Origin of the sequence: Blautia sp. MSJ-19 (assembly GCF_018918125.1) — a bacterium.
GTDB lineage: Bacteria > Bacillota > Clostridia > Lachnospirales > Lachnospiraceae > Blautia_A.
Genome location: NZ_JAHLQA010000032.1, coordinates 1 through 21,206 on the forward strand (window position 1 = coordinate 1; position 21,206 = coordinate 21,206).

Sequence of the window (21,206 nt, forward strand, 5' to 3'; positions counted from 1 at the left end):
GCATGAGCGGTATTCACTAGAACAAAAACTCAATATAAGTAAAAAAGATAAAACAGCACTATCGCATTGTAAAAAGCAGTTACGCTTGATTGCTATTGAACAACAAAAAATGCTTGCGGCGTAATACTTTTTATACCTAAAGGGAATTTACACACAAAAAAGGACTTGACCTCGAATTAGTAAAATAGGACATCGAAAAGCACAGTTTTATCTAAAACCGTTGTACCTTTCTCATTTTATATGAAATAGAAATCGCAAAGAAATTTTTGTAAAGCAAAAAGCTCCGTGAACTTATCACGAAGCTTTAAGCTGAAAATGGGACTCGAACCCACGACCCCTTCATTACGAGTGAAGTGCTCTACCAACTGAGCTATTTCAGCCTGTGCTCAAGACACAAATCTTATTATACCTGATTTTTCAAAAAAATCAAGATATTTTTTTTACTTTTGAAGCAGTTTTCTTTACAGCCACTTTTTTTGCAGCTACTTTCTTGGCATTTTCTTTCTTTGGCGTTGCACGGCGGGTGGTTTTCTTTGCCGTCTCTGGTTTTTTGGCTGCTACTGCAAGTTTCTCCGGTTTCTTGCCCGGTGTGCAGGAAAAGATAGCTACACCAAGTGCCGGAATCCGGAATGTCACAGAATACTCTCTCTCATCACACTCTGCCTGTTTGCAGGTCTTTGCTCTCGGATTAACCGTACCCTTGCCACCATACTCTTTCTGGTCACTGTTAAAGATTTCCTTATACTTTCCATAAAACGGAACACCCATCTGGTAGCTCTCATATGGAACAGCCGCAAAGTTGCATACAGCAAGCAGCGTTTCTTCCGGATTCTCTGTCTTTCGAAGGAATGTCAGAACATTTTCTTCATATTTCATAAGCTGTATCCACTCAAATCCTTCATAGTCATTATCAAGAACTGACATCGCCGGCTGAGAGATATATAATTCATTCAGGTCACGGATAAATTTCTTCATTTCTCCGGAAATTTCCTTATCCGGCGCCATCATCTTGCATCCTGGATGCAGCATCATATAAGAATATGCCGCACGGATCTGACTCAGTTTCTGAGACTCATCCCCCGGAAGTTTTTCCATAAAGCTTTCCTGATCCCCAGTCTGTCTGCTGCCAAGTGGAAGCACAAAGTGTTCACAGTACGTATACAGCATAGACAGTGTCAGCTGATCATGCACATACTGCCGTTCAATCGGGTCTTTGGAAAGATAATTCAGGAAATCTCCCGCCCAGTTGTTATTCCACTTGTAAGAAAATCCAATATCATCATCTTCAACACTGCCGGTCAGTTCGGACCACAGGCCATCTTCCTGTGCGATCGTCATCGTTCCCGGAAGTTTCTTATCCAGAATCGAGTTCAAATGCTTCAGGAATTCCACTGCTGCAAGGTTTTCATTCGTTCCATAAATATTCGGCCGCCACTGACCATATTCTCTTCCGAAATCCAGGTACAACATAGAATCCACATCATCCATACGAAGTCCGTCTGCATGATAGAACTCCAGCCAGTAGAAAGCATTTGCCAGAAGGAAATCTCTGACCATCGGGCTTTCATAATTGAACAGCAACGTTCCCCACATCGGATGGATTGCCATAGACGGATCCGGATTTTCATACAACGGTGTTCCATCAAATAATTCCAGCCCACCCTCCTGTCTCGGGAAATGAGACGGAGTCCAGTCAAGAACCACACCTATGTTTTCTTTATGAAGTGCATTCACCAGCCTCTGAAAATCTTCCGGTGTGCCAAATCTTCTGTCCGGAGCATAATATGCAAACGTGCTGTATTCCCCTGCTTCCTCATCCAGATATTCCATGACCGGGTGTAATTCTACATGTGTGTATTTCAATTCCTTCACATAAGAGACAAGTTCTTCTGCATTTTTCCATCTGGAAAGACTTGTCTCGTAAATAGAAACCGGCTGATTGCGGTCACGGAATCTTTCACGCTCTTTCATCCATTTTTCGTCTTCCCATACATAAGAACGAAGATCTGTTACAACAGATGCAGACGCAGGTGGAAGCTCTGTACAGGCTGCATATGGATCAGATTTCAGTTGTATCGCACCGCCTTTCAGCTTCATCTCGTATTTATAGATTTCTCCTGCACCTACGCCTGGAATGAACAATTCAAAAATACCTGACATTGGCATGCGGTGCATCATATGACATCTTCCATCCCAGCCATTAAAATCTCCAACTACGCTGACACGGAGTGCATTCGGTGCCCATACAGCAAAACTGGTTCCTGCAACACCACCGATTTCCATTGGATGTGCCCCCAGTTTTTCATATGCATGATAATACACACCGGCACAGAAAGCTTTTTCTTCTGCCTCTGTGATCTGCACAGGAAATGCATATGGGTCTGCAAATGTTCTTGTTTCTTCTCCTCTGGTGATGCGATACTGATAAGCCGGAATCCTTCTGCCCGGAATCATTGCCGCAAAATATCCTGCATCATCCTGTTTTTCCATTTCATACACTTTTTTATCTATCAGAACCTCTGCCTTCTCTGCATCCGGAAAAAATCCCTGAATCAGAACACCGTCTGCAGTAAGACGTGGTGCCATCAGATCACGTGGTGCAGCCTCTTCTCCGTAAACGACGGCTTCAATCTCCGGCCAGTCCATATATTTATATACTTTGCTTTCCATTATTTGCGCCTCCATTCTGAAATACTCTATCTGAAATTGCTGAAATTGTATCTCTTTGCTTTAGTTTATCATTTTTTATAATAAAAATAAAGAATATAACGAATTTAGTTTGACAAAAACGTCTCTCTACGATAAATTGATGTTAGTATCTTTCTTTCCAAAAAAGGAATCACTACAGGAACTTTTAAGGAGGTTTTTATATTATGGAAAAAAGACAGTTTGACGTAACGGCCCTCGGAGAGCTTCTTATTGACTTTACTGAAAACGGTTCCAGTTCTCAGGGCAACCCGCTGATGGAGGCAAACCCGGGCGGTGCTCCATGTAATGTACTTGCCATGTTGGAAAGACTTGGTAAAAAAACTGCTTTCATCGGCAAAGTCGGAAAAGACATGTTCGGAAATCAGTTAAAAGCAGCCGTTGAAGAAGTTGGCATTGATACCAGAAACCTGATCATGGACGAAAACTGCCATACAACTCTTGCTTTTGTACATACTTATCCGGATGGAGACCGTGATTTCTCCTTCTATCGTGATCCAGGTGCAGATATGATGCTCACCAAGGAAGAAGTTCAGAAGGACCTGATCGAGTCTTCCCGTATCTTCCATTTCGGAACACTTTCTTCTACCCATGAAGGTGTACGTGAAGCAACCCGTCATGCAATTGATCTTGCCAAAGAAGCCGGATGTATCATTACCTTTGATCCGAACCTGCGTCCGCCTCTCTGGAAATCTCTGGACGATGCCAAAGTTGAAATCGAATATGGTATGTCCAAATGTGATGTTCTGAAAATTTCAGACAATGAAGTAGAATTTATGTGCGGAACCACTGATTACGACAAGGGTGCTGCTATGATCCAGGAAAAATATCATATTCCGCTGATTCTGGTTACTATGGGAAAAGACGGAAGCCGTGCTTATTACAAAGACATGCGTGTAGAAGTTGCTCCGTTCCTTCAGGAAAATACCATCGAAACGACCGGCGCCGGGGACACCTTCTGTGCAAGTACTCTGAACTACGTTCTTGACCACGGTCTTGAGAACCTTACAGAAGAAAACCTCAAAGAACTTCTCACCTTTGCAAACGCCGCTGCATCCCTCATCACCACACGTAAAGGTGCCCTGAGAGTTATGCCGACACGTGAAGAAGTAGAAGAATTTATTGCAAGTCGTAAATAATTTAATACCATTTATGTACACAAAAACCCGGGCAATTCTGTTAAAGAATTTTCCGGGTTTTTTGATTGGTCAAATGCAAAAAAGCCACGGGGAGAGAAAAAATGCCATTTTCCATCCCCATTGGTTTTGATTGGTTTATTTGATCACACGTACTTTGGATACGCCTTCGATTGCTCTCAGCTCATCCAGAGCTTCTTTGGATGCTGCGCTTTCCAGGTCGATGATGGTATACGCATATCCGCCACGGCTCTTGTTAGTCATATCCGCGATGTTCAGTCCCTCACTACCAAGGATCTTGGTGAACTGGCTGATCATGTTCGGAATGTTCTTGTGGGCAATGGTGATACGTCCTACTGCCACGCAGGTTCCCATGTCACAGTTCGGGAAGTTTACAGAGTTTTTGATGTTTCCGTTTTCGAGGAAATCTCTGACTTCTTTGACTGCCATAACTGCACAGTTTTCTTCGGATTCCTCTGTGGATGCACCAAGATGTGGTGTTACAAGGATTCCCGGTCTGCCTGCTACGGTTGCATTTGCAAAGTCTGTTACGTATTTCTTAACCTTACCGCTGTCAAGAGCTTCTACAAGGGCATCCTCATCAACGAGAAGGTCTCTTGCGAAGTTCAGAAGAACGACACCGTCTTTCATCTTTGTGAAAGCTTCTTTGTCGATCATCTTGCGAGTGTTGTCTGTAAGCGGTACATGGATGGTGATGTAATCACACTGGCTGTAGATCTCATCCAGAGATTTGCTGTGTTTGATGGTTCTGGAGAGGTTCCATGCTGCATCGATGGAGATGAACGGGTCATATCCGTAAACTTCCATTCCAAGATGTGTTGCAGAGTTTGCAACCATAGCTCCGATCGCACCAAGACCGATGATACCAAGTTTCTTACCGCTGATCTCACATCCTGCAAACTGTTTTTTCTGTTTCTCAGCCAGTTTGTCGATGTGTTCTTTGTCTTCTTCGTGTGCTACCCACTCAATACCACCAACGATATCACGGGAAGCAAGGAGCATTCCTGCAAGAACAAGCTCCTTAACACCATTTGCGTTTGCACCTGGTGTGTTGAATACTACGATACCTTTTTCTGCGCATGCATCAACCGGGATGTTGTTGACACCTGCACCTGCACGGGCGATGACTTTGACATTTTCCGGAAGCTCCATGTCATGCATCTTGGCACTTCTTACCAGGATGGCATCGGCATCGTTTAATTCTTCTGTCTGTTTGTATTCCTCTCCAAACAGGCCGAGACCTGTCTGGGAGATTGGATTGAGGCATTTATACTGGAACATTATGCATTTTCCTCCTCGAATTTTTTCATGAATGCAACGAGGGCTTCTACGCCTTCTTTTGGCATTGCATTGTAGATACTAGCACGCATACCGCCTACAGTTCTGTGTCCTTTGAGGTTTACAAGACCTGCTGCCTTTGCTTCTTTAACGAATTTGGCATCCATCTCTTTGTCACCTGTAACGAAAGGAACGTTCATCAGAGAACGGGAAGCCGACTCTACTGTGCCTTTGAAGAGTTTGCTCTGATCCAGGAAATCATAGAGGATCTTGGCTTTTTCGATGTTTCTCTTCTGCATTTCTTCCAGTCCGCCCATAGCTTTGAGCCATTTGAAGACCTTGCCGCATACGTAGATGCAGTAAGCATTCGGTGTGTTGTACAGGGAACCTGCATCTGCATGTGTCTTATATGTAAGCATGGTTGGTGTTCCCGGAAGAACATCCTCTGTGATAAGGTCTTCACGGATGATTGCGATTACCATACCTGCTGGTCCGATGTTTTTCTGGACACCACCGTAAATGATACCGTATTTGGTTACATCTACAGGCTCAGATAAGAAGCAGGAAGAAACGTCTGCTACCAGAGTTTTGCCCTTTGTATTCGGAAGAGTTTTGAATTTTGTTCCGTAAATTGTATTATTTTCACAAATGTATACATAATCTGCATCCGGGCTGATCGGAAGATCGCTGCAGTCCGGGATATAAGAGAAGGTTTTGTCTTCGGAAGAGGCGATCTTGTTTACCTTTCCGTATTTCTGTGCTTCCTGATATGCTTTTTTTGCCCACTGACCGGTAACGATATAGTCAGCAACTCCGTTTTTCATCAGGTTCATCGGAATCATGGCAAACTGCTGAGAAGCACCACCCTGAAGGAATAATACCTTGTAATTATCCGGGATGTTCATCAGATCTCTCAGATCCTGCTCTGCATCGTCGATGATCTTCTGGAATTCAGGACTTCTGTGGCTCATTTCCATTACGGACATGCCGCTTCCCTGATAATCCATCATCTCTTCTGCTACTTCTTTCAGCACAGGTTCCGGCAGTACGGCCGGTCCTGCAGAAAAATTATACACTCTGCTCATTGTTCTTCATATCCTCCTCGTCAAAAACTTCATTCAGACTTGCGCCTGCCGGTACCATCGGGAACACGCTGAGATCCTGATCGATCCAGCAGTCCAGTACTACAGGTCCGTCTGTTGCGAGAGCCTCGCGGATCGCCGGCTCTACTTCTTCCATCTTCGTAACACGGATTGCTTTCGCTCCCATGCCCTCAGATATTTTCACAAAATCCACGGCATCGTCAAGGACGGTGTGTGAATATCTGTGTTCATAGAATAAGGTCTGCCACTGACGTACCATACCCAGTACATGATTGTTCATGACAATCTGTAAAAGCTGTTTATGGCAGCGTACTGCTGTCGCGATCTCATTCATGTTCATTCGGAAACAGCCGTCTCCAGCGATGTTGACAACTGTTTTGTCCGGTCTTCCCATCTTGGCACCGATCGCAGCTCCAAGTCCGTATCCCATCGTTCCGAGACCACCGGAAGTCAGGAAGGTACGAGGTTCTTTGTACTTGAAGTACTGTGCGGCCCACATCTGGTGCTGACCGACATCTGTTGAGATAATTGCATCTCCACCTGTGATTTCATAGAGTTTCTCTATAATGTATGGTCCTGTGAGCTGGGAATGATCATAACTCAGAGGATATTTTGCTTTCATCTCCTGAATATGCTCGATCCACTCCGGATGCTGTTCTTCCGGAATCATTTCCAGAAGTCTGCGGAGAACTTCTCTTACATCTCCGATCACAGATGCATCTACCACAACATTCTTGTTAATTTCTGCCGCATCGACATCGATCTGCAGGATCTTTGCCTGTTTTGCAAAGGTCCTGGCATTTCCTGTGACACGGTCACTGAAACGTGCGCCCAGAACGATCAGAAGGTCGCACTGTGTCACACCAAGGTCGGAAGTCTTGGTTCCATGCATACCGAGCATGCCGGTATACAGAGGATCTTCCCCGGAAAAAGCACCTTTACCCATAAGACTGTCGCAAACCGGTGCCTGAATCTTGTGAGCCAGTTCACTGATTTCTTTTGAGGCGCCGGAAATAACGGAACCGCCACCGACAAAAATATATGGTTTCTTTGCTTCTTCGATCATCTGTGCTGCAACTTCAAGATCCTCTTTACGAATTGTCTCGGTCTCACGGTTGATCGTGGCCGGACGGCGCAGAGAATATTCATAAGTTGCTGCTGTTACATCTTTTGTCACATCCACCAGTACTGGTCCCGGACGTCCACTCTTGGCAATATAAAATGCCTTACGGAGTGTGTCTGCCAGCATGGAGATGTCTTTTACGATAAAACTGTGTTTTGTGACCGGCATTACAATACCGGCAATATCAACTTCCTGGAAAGAATCTCTTCCGAGAAGCGGTTTGCCTACGTTAGCGGTGATCGCTACGACCGGAATGGAATCCATGTATGCGGTCGCGATACCGGTAACCAGGTTTGTAGCTCCAGGTCCGGAGGTTGCCAGGCACACTCCGACTTTGCCTGTAGCACGGGCATAACCGTCTGCTGCATGAGATGCACCCTGTTCATGAGAAGTCAGAACGTGGTGGATCTCATCACTGTGTTTATAGAGAGCATCATAGACATTAAGGATCGCGCCTCCCGGATAACCGAAAACAGTATCTACTTTCTGTTCCTTAAGGCACTCAATGATGATCTCTGCACCTGTAAGCTGCATTGCGTTTCCTCCTGTGTATATAAAATGATTTCAATTATTTTGCTTTCGGCACTTCAAGGATCGCTCCTCTGTTGCCTGAGGTAACCATTGCAGCATATCTTGCAAGATATCCGGTTGTGACTCTTGGTTCACGTGGCTGCCATTTTGCTTTTCTTGCTGCCATCTCTTCATCAGATACTTTGACTTCCAGTTTGAGTTCCGGAATATTGATGCTGATGATATCGCCTTCTTCAATCAGGGCGATCGGTCCGCCTACGGCTGCTTCCGGTGAAACATGTCCGATGGAAGCTCCACGGGATGCACCGCTGAAACGTCCGTCTGTGATAAGTGCTACGGAAGATCCAAGTCCCATACCTGCGATCGCAGATGTCGGGTTCAGCATCTCTCTCATTCCAGGGCCGCCTTTTGGTCCTTCATAACGGATAACTACAACGTCTCCAGCTACGATCTTGCCGCCTTTGATCGCTGCGATCGCATCTTCTTCGCAGTCAAAGACTCTTGCCGGTCCTTCGTGTACCATCATCTCTTCTACAACTGCGGAACGTTTTACAACACCGCCGTCAGGAGCGATATTTCCTTTGAGGACTGCAAGTCCACCGGTCTGGCTGTATGGATTGTCGATCGGGCGGATAACTTCAGGATTGAGGTTTACACAGTCTTTGATGTTTTCGCCTACTGTTTTGCCTGTTACTGTCATGCATTCTGTATGGAGAAGTCCTTTTTTGTTCAGCTCGTTCATGACTGCGTAAACACCGCCTGCCTCGTTGAGGTCTTCCATGTAGGTCGGGCCTGCCGGTGCAAGGTGGCAGAGGTTCGGAGTCTTTTCACTGATCTCGTTTGCAAAGCTGATATCAAAGTCCATTCCGACTTCATGAGCGATCGCCGGAAGATGGAGCATACTGTTGGTAGAGCATCCAAGTGCCATATCTACAGTCAGGGCGTTCAGGATTGCTTCTTTTGTCATGATGTCTCTCGGACGGATGTTTCTGCGGTACATTTCCATAACCTGCATACCTGCATGTTTTGCAAGACGGATACGTTCGGAATATACTGCCGGAATGGTTCCGTTTCCACGAAGTCCCATACCAAGAACCTCAGTCAGACAGTTCATGGAGTTTGCAGTGTACATACCGGAACAGGATCCACATGTAGGACATGTTTTGTTCTCGAATTCTGTCAGTTCGTCTTCTGTGATCTTGCCTGCTGCATAAGATCCAACAGCTTCAAACATACTGGAAAGGCTTGTCTTGTGTCCGTGGATATGACCTGCCATCATCGGACCACCGCTTACGAATACAGTCGGAACGTTGATTCTGGCTGCTGCCATCAGAAGTCCAGGTACGTTTTTGTCACAGTTCGGAACCATAACAAGTGCATCAAACTGATGAGCCATTGCCATTGCCTCTGTAGAGTCTGCAATCAGATCTCTTGTTACCAGAGAGTATTTCATTCCGATGTGTCCCATTGCGATACCGTCACAGACAGCAATCGCCGGAAATACGATCGGTGTACCACCGGCCATTGCAACACCCTGTTTTACGGCTGCAACGATCTTGTCAAGGTTCATATGTCCAGGTACGATCTCATTATAGGAACTTACGATTCCGACTAATGGACGTTCCATTTCTTCTTTTGTTAATCCAAGGGCATTAAACAGGGAACGATGAGGTGCCTGCTGTGAGCCTGTTTTTACTGAATCACTTCTCATTTTATTATCTCCTCTTTATACAATCTATCCGATACTTACGGATTGTTCCGTGCATAGCACTCCCACAATCCTGGTATCGTCATACCGCTGCTGCGATCAGATCTCCCATTTCTTTTGTTCCGACAGCTTTGCATCCGTCGGACATGATGTCGCCTGTGCGGTATCCGTCTGTCAGAACTTTCTGTACAGCTGCCTCTACTGCGTCTGCCTCTTCGTCAAGGTTGAGTGAGTAGCGGAGCATCATTGCTGCGGAAAGGATCGTTGCGATCGGGTTTGCTTTATTCTGTCCTGCGATATCCGGTGCGGATCCGTGGCTTGGCTCATACAGACCAAATTTGGTCTCATTGAGGCTTGCAGAAGAAAGCATTCCGATGGAACCTGTCACCATACTTGCCTCATCAGATAAAATATCGCCGAACATGTTCTCTGTCAGGATAACGTCGAACTGTGCCGGATCATGTACAAGCTGCATTGCACAGTTATCAACCAGCATATGCTCCAGAGTTACTTCCGGGTAATCCTTTGCAACTTCTTCTACGACTTTTCTCCAGAGTCTGGAAGAATCCAGAACGTTTGCCTTGTCTACACTTGTGACTTTCTTTCTTCTCTTCATTGCGATGTCAAATGCTTTGATCGCGATACGGCGGATCTCATTTTCGTTATAAGAAAGTGTATCGATTGCTTTCTTTACACCGTCTTCTTCAATGGTCTTTCTTTCGCCGAAGTAAAGACCACCGGTCAGCTCACGGACGATGATCATGTCAAATCCGTTGTCTCCGATCACTTCTTTCTTGATCGGGCAGGCTTCTTCGAGTTCTTTGTAAAGGTATGCCGGACGAAGATTCGCAAAAAGGTTCAGTGCCTTACGGATAGCAAGAAGTCCTGCTTCCGGACGTTTGGACGGCTCCAGTTTGTACCATGGGGATGTCTTTGCATCACCGCCGATAGAGCCCATCAGAACTGCATCAGAGGCTTTTGCCGTGGCAATTGCCTCATCTGTAAGCGGTACCCCGTGAACATCAATGGATGCTCCCCCGAGAAGTACTTCTGAATATGTAAAAGTATGATGATATTTCTCACATACTTTGTCGAGAACCTTTTTTGCTTCACTGACGATTTCCGGTCCGATTCCATCTCCCGGAATCAATGCGATCTTGTATTCCATCTCTTCATTTCCTCTCTCTGCAATCACACGAAACTTAAGCAGAGTCCTTTCCTTATGGATATTGTTATTATAATAACGCACTTTTTTGCACTTTTCAACCCTTTACTACGTAAAAGTTAGAACGTGTTGCAAATGTAAACGATTTTTATAAAAAAAGAAGTGCCGCATCTGACGCAGCACTTACTTTCTTATTTGCAGTTATGCGGATGCCTGTTCTGCCTTCTCCACCTCTGCAATAGCCTGTTTTCTCATTGGGATACGGCAGTTCTTGTTATTGCCGAATTCTACGATTACATCTTCTTCTGTCATGTCGATGATCACTCCATAGAAACCGCCTGTGGTAACAATGCTGTCACCGACTTCCATGCTGTTGAGCATTGCCTGAAGTCTCTTCTGCTCTTTCTTCTGTGGACGGATCATCAGGAAATACATAACTCCAAAGATAACAACCATCCATAAAATCATCATACCCATGCTTGCGGTACTGCTTGCTGTGCTGCTCATTTACGATTCCTCCTGTTTCTACTTACATTCCTGTTCTTCAGGAACACTACATACTATCATACACAAAAAAGCCTGCTACTTCAAGTATTTTTCGGCATTTTGTGGGATTTGTGTCCATAATATACTGCTTCTACATGATTTTACTGCCAGAAAACTTATTTCTGCTCTCCGGCTGCAAATCCCTCAAGACGCATTTTTTTGTATTCGGAAAACCTGCCTTCGTCGAGGGCATCGCGGATCTCTTCCATCATATGGTTGTAGAAATACAGATTATGCAGAACACAGAGACGCATTCCAAGCATTTCTTTTGCTTTGAGAAGGTGACGGATGTAAGCTCTGCTGTAATGGCGGCATGCCGGACAGCCGCATCCTTCTTCGATCGGGCGGGTATCGAGTTCATATTTTGCATTAAACATATTCATCTTACCGTGATTGGTATACACGTGGCCATGACGACCATTACGGCTCGGATATACGCAATCAAAGAAATCGATTCCTCGCTCTACGCCCTCCAGGATATTCGCCGGTGTTCCAACTCCCATGAGGTATGTCGGTTTGTCCTGCGGAAGATACGGTACGACTTCATCAAGGATACGGTACATTTCTTCATGTGTCTCACCAACTGCCAGTCCGCCGACTGCATAGCCGTCAAGATCCATCTTGGCGATCTCTTTTGCATGTTCGATACGGATATCTTCGTAAACAGCTCCCTGGTTGATGCCGAACAGAAGCTGTTCTTTATTGATGGTATCCGGCAGGCTGTTGAGGCGTGCCATCTCTGCCTTGCATCTTGCCAGCCAGCGTGTGGTACGCTCTACAGATTTCTGTACATAGTCTCTGTCTGCCACACTGCTCGGGCATTCATCAAATGCCATGGCGATCGTAGATCCCAGATTGGACTGGATCTGCATACTCTCCTCCGGTCCCATAAAGATCTTATGTCCGTCAATATGTGACTGGAAATGTACGCCTTCTTCTTTGATCTTGCGGAGTTTCGCAAGAGAAAACACCTGGAATCCGCCGGAATCTGTCAGAATCGGACGCTCCCAGTTCATAAACTTATGAAGTCCTCCAAGCTGCTTCACGATCTTGTCACCCGGGCGTACATGCAGATGATACGTATTGGAAAGCTCCACCTGTGTTCCGATCTCATAAAGATCCTGCGTAGAAACCGCACCTTTGATGGCACCGATCGTTCCTACGTTCATGAATACCGGAGTCTGGATCGTACCATGCACAGTCTCAAACTGCGCACGCTTCGCACGCCCCTCCGTTTTCATTAATGTATATTTTGCCATGTTTGTTCCTCTTTCTGTATGGATTTTCATTTTCACACTCTTTGCTAAGTATAGCAGAACACAATAAAATGGTAAAGAAAAATGTTTAAGGAATAAAATCCGGAATAATAATTAAAAAATAGTAAAAGGTAAAAAAATGATGTCTACGTGCCTGTTTCATATAAAAACTGTATCTGGCTCATTTCAAAGATTCGAAAGCACTAAAAAATCCGCAATCCTGTTAAAATCAATCATCAAAATGCTGAACTCGCTTCGCTCACACAGCAGCATTTTGATAATCAACACAGAATCACGGATTTTAAGTGCCCTTCCCCACACCTCGACCGCGTGGCCAAAAAGGGGGAGTCCGAGGGGGAAACGCGGCCTTCGCAGACTACGAGCATTTTCCCCCTCGGGAATTTAAAAAAAATTATTTTTTATTTAAGTTTTTTTGTGCTGTAGAAAGCATCAATTTAATACGATTCAGCTGATTAACTTCACTGGCACCTGGGTCATAGTCGATTGCTACGATATTTGCTTCCGGATGTTCTCTTCGTATTGCTTTAATGACACCTTTACCTACAATATGGTTCGGCAGGCATGCAAACGGCTGAATGCAAACGATATTTGGCACACCTCCATGGATCAGTTCCATCATCTCACCAGTCAGGAACCAGCCCTCACCGGTCTGGTTTCCAGGAGATACAATCGGCTCTGCCATTTTGGCCAGATCTGCAATATTGGCAGATGGTGTAAAATGACGACTCTGTGCAAGTGCTTCATTTGCAGTTCCACGCAGCCATTCAATAGCTTTGATTCCCCAGTTTGCAATTGTCGCTTTATTTTTCTTGAATCCAAGGAACTCACACTTAAAGTTCTGATTATAGAAACAGTAATTGATAAAGTCGATCAGATCCGGGCAGACTGCTTCGGCTCCTTCCGCTTCCAGAAGTTCTGCCAGATGATTATTGGCTGCCGGAAGGAACTTAACAAGGATCTCTCCAACGATACCAACACGTGGTTTCTTTTCATCGCTGATCGGAATAAGATCAAATTCATGCACCATTTCGCGGCACATTTTCTTAAACTGTCCATGACTGACGCTGCTGCCTTCCAGGAAGGTGATGACTCTCTGCTCCCAGATCTTATGTTTACGGTTGACGATTCCCGGCTCCAGTTCATATGGTCGCATACGATATACACATTTCATCAGGATATCGCCAAACACTGCACCATAGCAGATACGTTTGATCAACGGAAGTGTCAGCTTGAATCCCGGATTGCTTTCCAAACCGCTTAAGTTAATGGAAATGACCGGAACCTGCTCCATGCCTGCCTTCTTAAGGGCACGGCGGATAAATGCGATATAGTTGGATGCACGGCAGCCACCACCTGTCTGAGACATGATGACAGCCGTTTTATTCAGATCATATTTACCCGAAAGAAGGGCATCCATAACCTGTCCGACAACCATCAATGACGGATAGCATGCATCATTGTTTACATATTTCAGTCCCACATCAACTGCATGTTTGTTATCATTCGGAAGCACTTCCAGATGATATCCGCAGGTATTAAATGCAGCCTGCAGGATTCCGAAGTGGAACGGTGACATCTGCGGGCAGAGGATCGTATAATCCTTACGCATCTGCTTTGTAAATACAACCTTCTCAATAGAAGACGGTTTGATCTCACGTTCTTTATGCTGCGCATCTTTTGCCCGGAGCGCTGCCAGCAGAGAACGTACACGGATACGTGCCGCGCCAAGGTTGTTTACCTCATCAATCTTCAGACAGGTATAAATCTTGCCGCTGCCATCCAGGATCTCATAAACCTCATCCGTTGTAACGGCATCCAGACCACATCCAAAGGAGTTCAACTGGATCAGATCCAGATTATCCTGTTTCTTAACAAAGTTTGCCGCTGCATACAGACGGGAGTGATACATCCACTGGTCATTGACACGGATCGGGCGTTCTACTTCTGCAAGATGAGAAATAGAATCCTCTGTAAATACAGCAATGCCGTAGCTGTTGATCAGGTCCGGGATACCATGATGAATCTCAGGGTCAATATGGTACGGACGACCTGCCAGAACAATACCTCTTCGTCCGGTATCCTTAAGGTACTGAAGAGTCTCCTCTCCTTTTTTCTGTACATCTTTACGTGCCTGAGCCAGTTCTTCCCAAGCAGCATGTGCAGCGGCTTTGACTTCCTCTGCCGGAAGATCTTTAAACACCTCAACCAGACGATCTGTCAGGATTGCTTCCGTCGTAAAGGCCATAAACGGATTCATAAATTTAATGCTCGGATCTTTCAGCTCATCCACATTATTCTTGATGTTCTCTGCATAAGAAGTAACGATCGGGCAGTTATAATGGTTGACTGCATCCGGGAACTCGTTACGTTCATATGGAATGCAGGGATAGAAAATAAATTTCACGCCCTTCTTGATCAGCCAACTCACATGGCCATGTGCAAGCTTCGCCGGATAACACTCAGATTCACTCGGAATGGATTCAATACCAAGCTCATATATCTTTCTGGTGGAAGTCGGTGAAAGTACGACCTCGTATTTCAGTTTTGTAAAGAACGTATACCAGAATGGATAATTTTCAAACATGTTCAGGACACGCGGGATACCGACCTGTCCCCTTGTTGCCTGATCCGGGCTTAACGGTTCGTAAGAGAACAGTCTCTTGTATTTATATTCATAAAGATTCGGAACATGATCTTTGTTCTTTTCTTTACCAATTCCACGTTCACAACGGTTTCCGCTGACAAACTGGCGGCCTCCTGTAAATTTGTTGATGGTCAGACGACAGTTATTGGTACATCCACGGCAGTTTGCCATAGAAGTTGTATATTTCAGTTCATTGATCTTGTCAATAGAAAGCATGGTTGTCTCTTTGCCATCTTCATAGCGTTCACGTGCGATCAGAGCCGCACCGAATGCTCCCATGATACCGGCAATATCCGGACGGATCGCTTCACAGTTGGCAATACGCTCGAAGCTTCGAAGAACCGCATCATTATAGAACGTACCACCCTGTACTACAATGTGTTTACCAAGCTCTGTTGCATCAGAAACTTTGATAACTTTATAAAGAGCATTCTTGATAACGGAATATGCAAGACCTGCGGAGATATCAGATACCTCTGCTCCTTCTTTCTGCGCCTGTTTTACCTTGGAATTCATAAATACGGTACAACGGGTTCCAAGGTCGATCGGATGTTTCGCATAAAGAGCCGCTTTTGCAAAATCCTGTACACTGTAATTCAGAGATTTCGCAAACGTCTCAATAAAAGAACCACAACCGGAAGAGCATGCCTCATTCAGCTGTACACTGTCTACCGTCTGATTCTTGATCTTAATACATTTCATATCCTGGCCACCAATGTCCAGGATACAGTCAACTTCCGGATCAAAGAACGCTGCCGCATAGTAATGGGAAACAGTCTCAACTTCTCCCTCATCCAGAAGAAGTGCTGCTTTGATCAGTGCTTCACCATAACCGGTAGAACATGCATAGGCAATCTTTGCATCCTTCGGAAGTTTTGAATAAATCTCCTGAATAGAACGAATTGCCGTTTTGAGCGGGCTTCCGTTGTTATTACTGTAAAAAGAATACAGAAGGCTTCCATCTTCTCCTACCAGTGCCGTCTTGGTTGTAGTGGAACCGGCATCAATGCCAAGATAACAATTTCCTTTGTAAGAAGCCAGGTCTCCTGTCGCAACTTTGTAAGAAGACTGACGCTTATTAAATTCTTCATAATCTTCTTCTGTTGCAAACAGTGGTTCCATTCGCTCTACTTCAAAATCCATTTTAATGGAATGACGAAGTCTATCTTTAAGTTCTGTCAGAGAAACAGAAACATCTTCTTTTGCATTCAACGCGGAACCGATTGCCGCAAACAGATGAGAATTCTCCGGAACGATCGTATGCTCATCATCCAGTTTCAGAGTGCGGATAAACGCTTTCTTTAATTCAGAAAGGAAATGCAGTGGACCACCCAGGAATGCCACATGTCCGCGAATCGGTTTACCGCAGGCAAGACCGGAAATCGTCTGGTTTACAACCGCCTGAAAAATAGATGCCGACAGATCTTCCTTCGTTGCCCCCTCGTTGATCAGTGGCTGAATATCTGTTTTTGCAAATACGCCACAACGGGCAGCGATTGGATAAAGAGCCTTATAATTCTTGGCATACTCGTTCAAACCAGGAGCATCTGTCTGAAGAAGGGACGCCATCTGATCGATAAAAGAACCTGTACCACCGGCACAGATACCATTCATTCGCTGTTCAATATTGCCCCCTTCAAAATAAATGATCTTGGCATCTTCTCCGCCAAGCTCAATGGCGACATCTGTCTGTGGTGCCATTTTCTGAAGAGATGTGGACACTGCAATAACTTCCTGCACAAACGGAATCTCCAGATGATTTGCCAGAGTCAGACCACCGGAACCGGTAATGACCGGGCTCAGTTTCATTTCTCCAAGCTGCCCCTGTGCTTTTTCCAAAAGATCAGCCAGTGTCTCCTGAATGTTTGCAAAATGACGTTCGTAATCTGCAAACAGAAGCTTTTCATTTTCATCAAGAATCGCGATTTTAACGGTTGTTGAGCCAATATCAATTCCCAATGTATATGTATTCAATAAATCGACCTCCTCGTCAAAACTGTATATATACAGATATGAATGTAACGTGTTCTTTCTTATTAAAAAGTATTTCTCAAAAATCGAATTCCGTAACATTATACGACAAAGTTTTACAAATGACAATGACCAACTTTCACAATTTGTTACATAACTACTGCCACAAACTGTTTTGGGTATCAAATTTTTATCTTCTTTTGGAAATAAAAGGGATATCCGTTGAAAAAACAACTGATATCCCCATATTTCTGATATTTTTTATTTTCGTATTTTCTGTGCGATCCTCACAAGATAAGCTCCGCCCGGCATTCTGGAAAGTCTCTCAGATGCAGTCTTATCAACCAGAATATAAACCAGAAAATAAGCTGCCGCTGCCAGAATGATGGATACTCCAAGGCAGATGATATTGGATGGAAGCAATGCATGAAGTCCATAATAAACTCCTGCTGCCACAATTCCCATCACTGCAGATGCAATGAGCGGACTTACATAAGTAGCCTTCCATGGATTCTTATAATCCAGATATTTTTTCATAAAGAAATCATTCATAACACATACAACGATCGCATATACGATCATGGCAACCAACAGTGCATAGATTCCAAGATCCGTAAACATCAGAAGTGCAACTACCACTACCACATCAACAACCAGTGCAACAGCTGCCGTGATCATCGGAATCTTTGGTTTGCCGATTCCCTGAAGAACGCCATTGGAAATATTGGACATTCCATTCAGAAGAATGGTAAAAGAGCCCAGCATCAGAAGTTTGCCAGCTACGCCATTTGTTCCTCCAAAAAGCAAGGATACGATTGGCTGTGCCAGTACGGCAAGTCCGACTGCACATGGAATGGAAATAAACATGGAAAGCTGTACCGTCTGATCCACTCTTCTTCTCGTCTCGTCAATATCCCCTGTCGCATAAAGTGCAGAAACTTCCGGAATCATAGAAGTCGGTGCTGCACTGGAAAGTGTCAGCGGAATATTGATGATGCTCATAAAATAGGTTGCATACTCTGCATACAACATACTGATCGTATCTGCATTTACACCATGTTTTCCCATGATCTCAGAATACAGAACTCCATTCAAATATCCATTAATATTATAAATAAAAGAGCTCAGTATGATCGGCGAAACAATCAGTATGATCAGTTTCAGAATCTCTCCATAAGATTCTTCCTCATGCATATAATCTCTGTCTACTCTTCTGCGTATTGCCCTGCGGTTAACACCATATACCAGAAGCATAAACAACAATGCTGTAACAACACCTGCTGTTGTACCCACAGTAGAACCGGCAGCTCCCCATTTTGCAACACTGCCGTCACTGCCGTCTGCAAAATAATTGATAAACATCCATGCTGCTATCAAACTGACGGCAGCATTAAAGATCTGTTCCAGAATCTGCGAAATCGAAGTTGGCATCATATTTCGATATGCCTGGAAATATCCTCGGTATACGCCCAGGATTCCGGAGAGAAAAATTGTCGGAGAAAGGATCTGGAGTGCCAGCACTGCGTTCGGCTGGTTGCTCGGAATGATAAATCTTGCGCCGAACAGACACACGAGCGCCACGATTCCTCCCACAATTGCCGCATAGATCAGAGATCCATGAAAAATTTTCTGGGCGTTTTTGTAATCTTTTAAAGCTATTCGTTCTGAGATCAGTTTGGAAACTGCCTGCGGAATGCTGAAGGATGCAATCATCAGAAGAATCATATAGGCATTCTGGGCAAGACTGATATATCCCATTCCCATATTGCCTACAATTGAAGAAAGCGGGCTCTTATAAAGAAGACCAATGACCTTGGAGATCATCGCCGCAATCATCAAAAAGGATGCATTTTTTACTAGGTTATTCTTCTGGTTCATGTTCACTCCTTAATTTCCTGCTGTTCTTTATTTTCGATCTGCCAGTCAATCGGCTCCAGACCATTCTGAATCAGAAATTCATTTGTCTTACTGAAATGCCTGCATCCAAAAAATCCTCTGTATGCAGAAAGTGGACTTGGATGCGGTGCTTCCAAGATCAGATGCTTTGGATTATTTAACATAGACTTCTTCATCTGTGCCGGACGACCCCAGAGAAGAAATACGATTGGACGGTCCTGCTCGTTCAGAATGCGGATTGCCGCATCAGTAAACTGTTCCCATCCAATGCCTCTATGTGAATTCGCCTGATGGGCCCGCACAGTCAGAACCGTGTTCAGCATCAGAACTCCCTGTCTTGCCCATTTTTCCAGATAACCATTATCCGGAATATAACAGCCCAGATCATCATGCAGTTCCTGATAAATATTTACCAGAGACGGTGGAATTTCCACATCTTTTTTTACAGAAAAACACAGGCCATGCGCCTGTCCGTCGTTATGATACGGATCCTGTCCAAGAATCACCACCTTGACCTGACTCAATGGTGTAAAATGAAATGCATTAAACATATCATCTGCCGGCGGAAAAATCTTGCGTGTCTGATATTCCTGCATTACTGTCTTGTATAATTTTGTATAATATGGCTGATGAAATTCACCTTTCAGTGCTTCCAGCCATTCCCCTGATAAAGGAGCCATGTTCCTTTCACCTCTTATCTTCTTACGGAGATTCCCCTGCCTGCAAGATAATCTTTTACCTCACGGATCTCCAGTTCTTTATAATGGAATAAAGATGCAGCAAGTGCCGCATCTGCACCCCCTTCTGTAAGTGCATCATAAAAATGTTCCAGTGTGCCTGCACCGCCGGAGGCAATGACTGGTATGCTGACCGCTTCGGAAATCGCACGGGTCAGTTCAATATCATATCCGGCTTTTGTTCCATCACAATCCATACTGGTGAGAAGGATTTCTCCTGCGCCCAGTGCTTCCGCCTTCTTTGCCCATTCAATCGCATCCAGCCCGGTGTCCAGGCGGCCACCATGCTTGTAGATATTCCAACCGCCATCCGGTCTTCTCTTGGCATCAATTGCAAGCACCACGCACTGACTGCCAAACTTCTCTGCGGCCTCGCGGATCAGTTCCGGACGGTCGATTGCCGCGGAATTTACCGAAATCTTGTCTGCACCTTCACGAAGCAGTTTCTTAAAATCATCAACGGTACGTATCCCGCCACCTACAGTAAACGGAATAAACACGCAGGCAGCAACTTTACGCACCATATCAACTACTGTGTCACGTTCTTCGCAGGATGCTGTAATATCCAGAAAAACAAGTTCATCTGCTCCGGCAGCATCATATGCCTTCGCAATTTCTACCGGATCTCCTGCATCTTTGAGATCCACAAAATTTACGCCCTTTACCACGCGTCCGTTGTTGACATCCAGGCAGGGAATGATTCTCTTTGTAAACATATCAGTTCCCCTCCTTTTCAAGTTTTGCAAAGTTCTCCAGAATCTTAAGCCCATATCTGCTGCTCTTCTCCGGATGGAACTGACATGCAAATACATTATTTTTCTCTACAGAAGCATGAATCGTTGTGCTGTAATCGGTCACCGCTTTTACAATCTCCGGTTCTTCCGCCTGCAGATAATAGGAATGCACAAAATATACATACGTGTCTTCCGGAACACCCTTAAACAGTCTTCCATTATTCTGCAGATGCAGGGAATTCCAGCCCATATGTGGGATCTTCAGTCCCGGTGATGGCGGAATCCGTAAAATTTTACCTTTCAAGATTCCCAGTCCCTCCACACCCGGAGTTTCTTCGCTGCTCTCAAAAAGCAGTTGCAGCCCCAGACAGATTCCAAGGAATGGAGTATTATTTTTTACCATATCTTTAATTACCGGAATCAGATGATATCTGTTCAGATTTTCCATTGCCTGGCCAAAACTTCCAACACCCGGAAGGATCACCTTATCTGCTTTTAAAAGCACCTCCGGATCTCTGGAAACGATCGTCTCCTCGCCGAGGTATGCAAGTGCTTTCTCTACGCTGCGGATATTGCCTGCATCATAATCGATAATTCCTATCATTGTCTCTCACATCCTGTCTTCATTGA

At 44.8% G+C, this 21,206-nt stretch carries 14 protein-coding genes and 1 tRNA gene; 1 reads left to right on the forward strand and 14 read right to left on the reverse strand.

Features of this window, described 5'->3' with window-relative positions:
• Nucleotides 1–307 precede the first annotated feature (307 nt).
• Nucleotides 308–380: transfer RNA gene (locus tag KQI91_RS10600), tRNA-Thr, on the reverse strand.
• Between the two features lie 46 nt (nt 381–426).
• Complete coding sequence (glgB, locus tag KQI91_RS10605) at nt 427–2,670, reverse strand: 1,4-alpha-glucan branching enzyme (RefSeq protein WP_216392750.1); 2,244 nt, start codon at nt 2,668–2,670, stop codon at nt 427–429.
• A gap of 203 nt (nt 2,671–2,873) precedes the next feature.
• Here glgB and KQI91_RS10610 point away from each other — a divergent pair, with 203 nt between their 5' ends.
• Nucleotides 2,874–3,845 carry a carbohydrate kinase family protein gene (locus KQI91_RS10610; RefSeq protein WP_216392751.1) on the forward strand — a complete coding sequence of 324 codons (972 nt, stop codon included), beginning with the start codon at nt 2,874–2,876 and terminating at the stop codon, nt 3,843–3,845.
• A gap of 135 nt (nt 3,846–3,980) precedes the next feature.
• Here KQI91_RS10610 and KQI91_RS10615 read toward each other — a convergent pair whose 3' ends face one another.
• From KQI91_RS10615 to hisH, 12 genes are all read right to left on the reverse strand, one after another.
• Nucleotides 3,981–5,144 carry a phosphoglycerate dehydrogenase gene (locus tag KQI91_RS10615; RefSeq protein WP_216392752.1) on the reverse strand — a complete coding sequence of 388 codons (1,164 nt, stop codon included), beginning with the start codon at nt 5,142–5,144 and terminating at the stop codon, nt 3,981–3,983.
• Entirely contained in the window at nt 5,144–6,226 is a 1,083-nt protein-coding gene (serC, locus tag KQI91_RS10620; RefSeq protein ID WP_216392753.1) for a 3-phosphoserine/phosphohydroxythreonine transaminase, read from the reverse strand. The genes KQI91_RS10615 and serC overlap by 1 nt, the downstream gene beginning before the upstream one ends.
• Entirely contained in the window at nt 6,210–7,901 is a 1,692-nt protein-coding gene (gene ilvB / locus KQI91_RS10625) for a biosynthetic-type acetolactate synthase large subunit (protein ID WP_216392754.1), read from the reverse strand. Before ilvB ends, serC begins: the two co-directional genes overlap by 17 nt.
• 34 nt (nt 7,902–7,935) lie before the next feature.
• Nucleotides 7,936–9,609: a dihydroxy-acid dehydratase gene (gene ilvD, locus KQI91_RS10630; RefSeq protein WP_216392755.1), complete on the reverse strand. Its 1,674-nt coding sequence runs from the start codon at nt 9,607–9,609 to the stop codon at nt 7,936–7,938.
• A 79-nt stretch (nt 9,610–9,688) separates the two neighbouring features.
• Nucleotides 9,689–10,774: a 3-isopropylmalate dehydrogenase gene (gene leuB / locus KQI91_RS10635; RefSeq protein WP_216392756.1), complete on the reverse strand. Its 1,086-nt coding sequence runs from the start codon at nt 10,772–10,774 to the stop codon at nt 9,689–9,691.
• A gap of 198 nt (nt 10,775–10,972) precedes the next feature.
• Nucleotides 10,973–11,278, reverse strand: a complete 306-nt coding sequence (gene yajC / locus KQI91_RS10640) for a preprotein translocase subunit YajC (RefSeq protein ID WP_330654546.1) — start codon at nt 11,276–11,278, stop codon at nt 10,973–10,975.
• A gap of 155 nt (nt 11,279–11,433) precedes the next feature.
• Nucleotides 11,434–12,576, reverse strand: coding sequence for a tRNA guanosine(34) transglycosylase Tgt (gene tgt, locus KQI91_RS10645; protein WP_216392757.1), 1,143 nt, complete (start codon nt 12,574–12,576; stop codon nt 11,434–11,436).
• 409 nt (nt 12,577–12,985) lie between these two features.
• Nucleotides 12,986–17,212: a 2-hydroxyacyl-CoA dehydratase gene (locus KQI91_RS10650; protein ID WP_216392758.1), complete on the reverse strand. Its 4,227-nt coding sequence runs from the start codon at nt 17,210–17,212 to the stop codon at nt 12,986–12,988.
• 258 nt (nt 17,213–17,470) lie between these two features.
• Nucleotides 17,471–19,087 carry a putative polysaccharide biosynthesis protein gene (locus KQI91_RS10655; protein ID WP_216392759.1) on the reverse strand — a complete coding sequence of 539 codons (1,617 nt, stop codon included), beginning with the start codon at nt 19,085–19,087 and terminating at the stop codon, nt 17,471–17,473.
• Nucleotides 19,088–19,089: 2 nt separating this feature from the next.
• The gene (gene ung, locus KQI91_RS10660; RefSeq protein ID WP_216392760.1) at nt 19,090–19,785 is read right to left on the reverse strand and encodes a uracil-DNA glycosylase; all 696 of its coding nucleotides are present in this window, start codon (nt 19,783–19,785) and stop codon (nt 19,090–19,092) included.
• 14 nt (nt 19,786–19,799) lie between these two features.
• Entirely contained in the window at nt 19,800–20,558 is a 759-nt protein-coding gene (gene hisF / locus KQI91_RS10665; protein ID WP_216392761.1) for an imidazole glycerol phosphate synthase subunit HisF, read from the reverse strand.
• Between the two features lies 1 nt (nt 20,559).
• Complete coding sequence (hisH, locus tag KQI91_RS10670) at nt 20,560–21,180, reverse strand: imidazole glycerol phosphate synthase subunit HisH (RefSeq protein ID WP_216392762.1); 621 nt, start codon at nt 21,178–21,180, stop codon at nt 20,560–20,562.
• Nucleotides 21,181–21,206 lie beyond the last annotated feature (26 nt).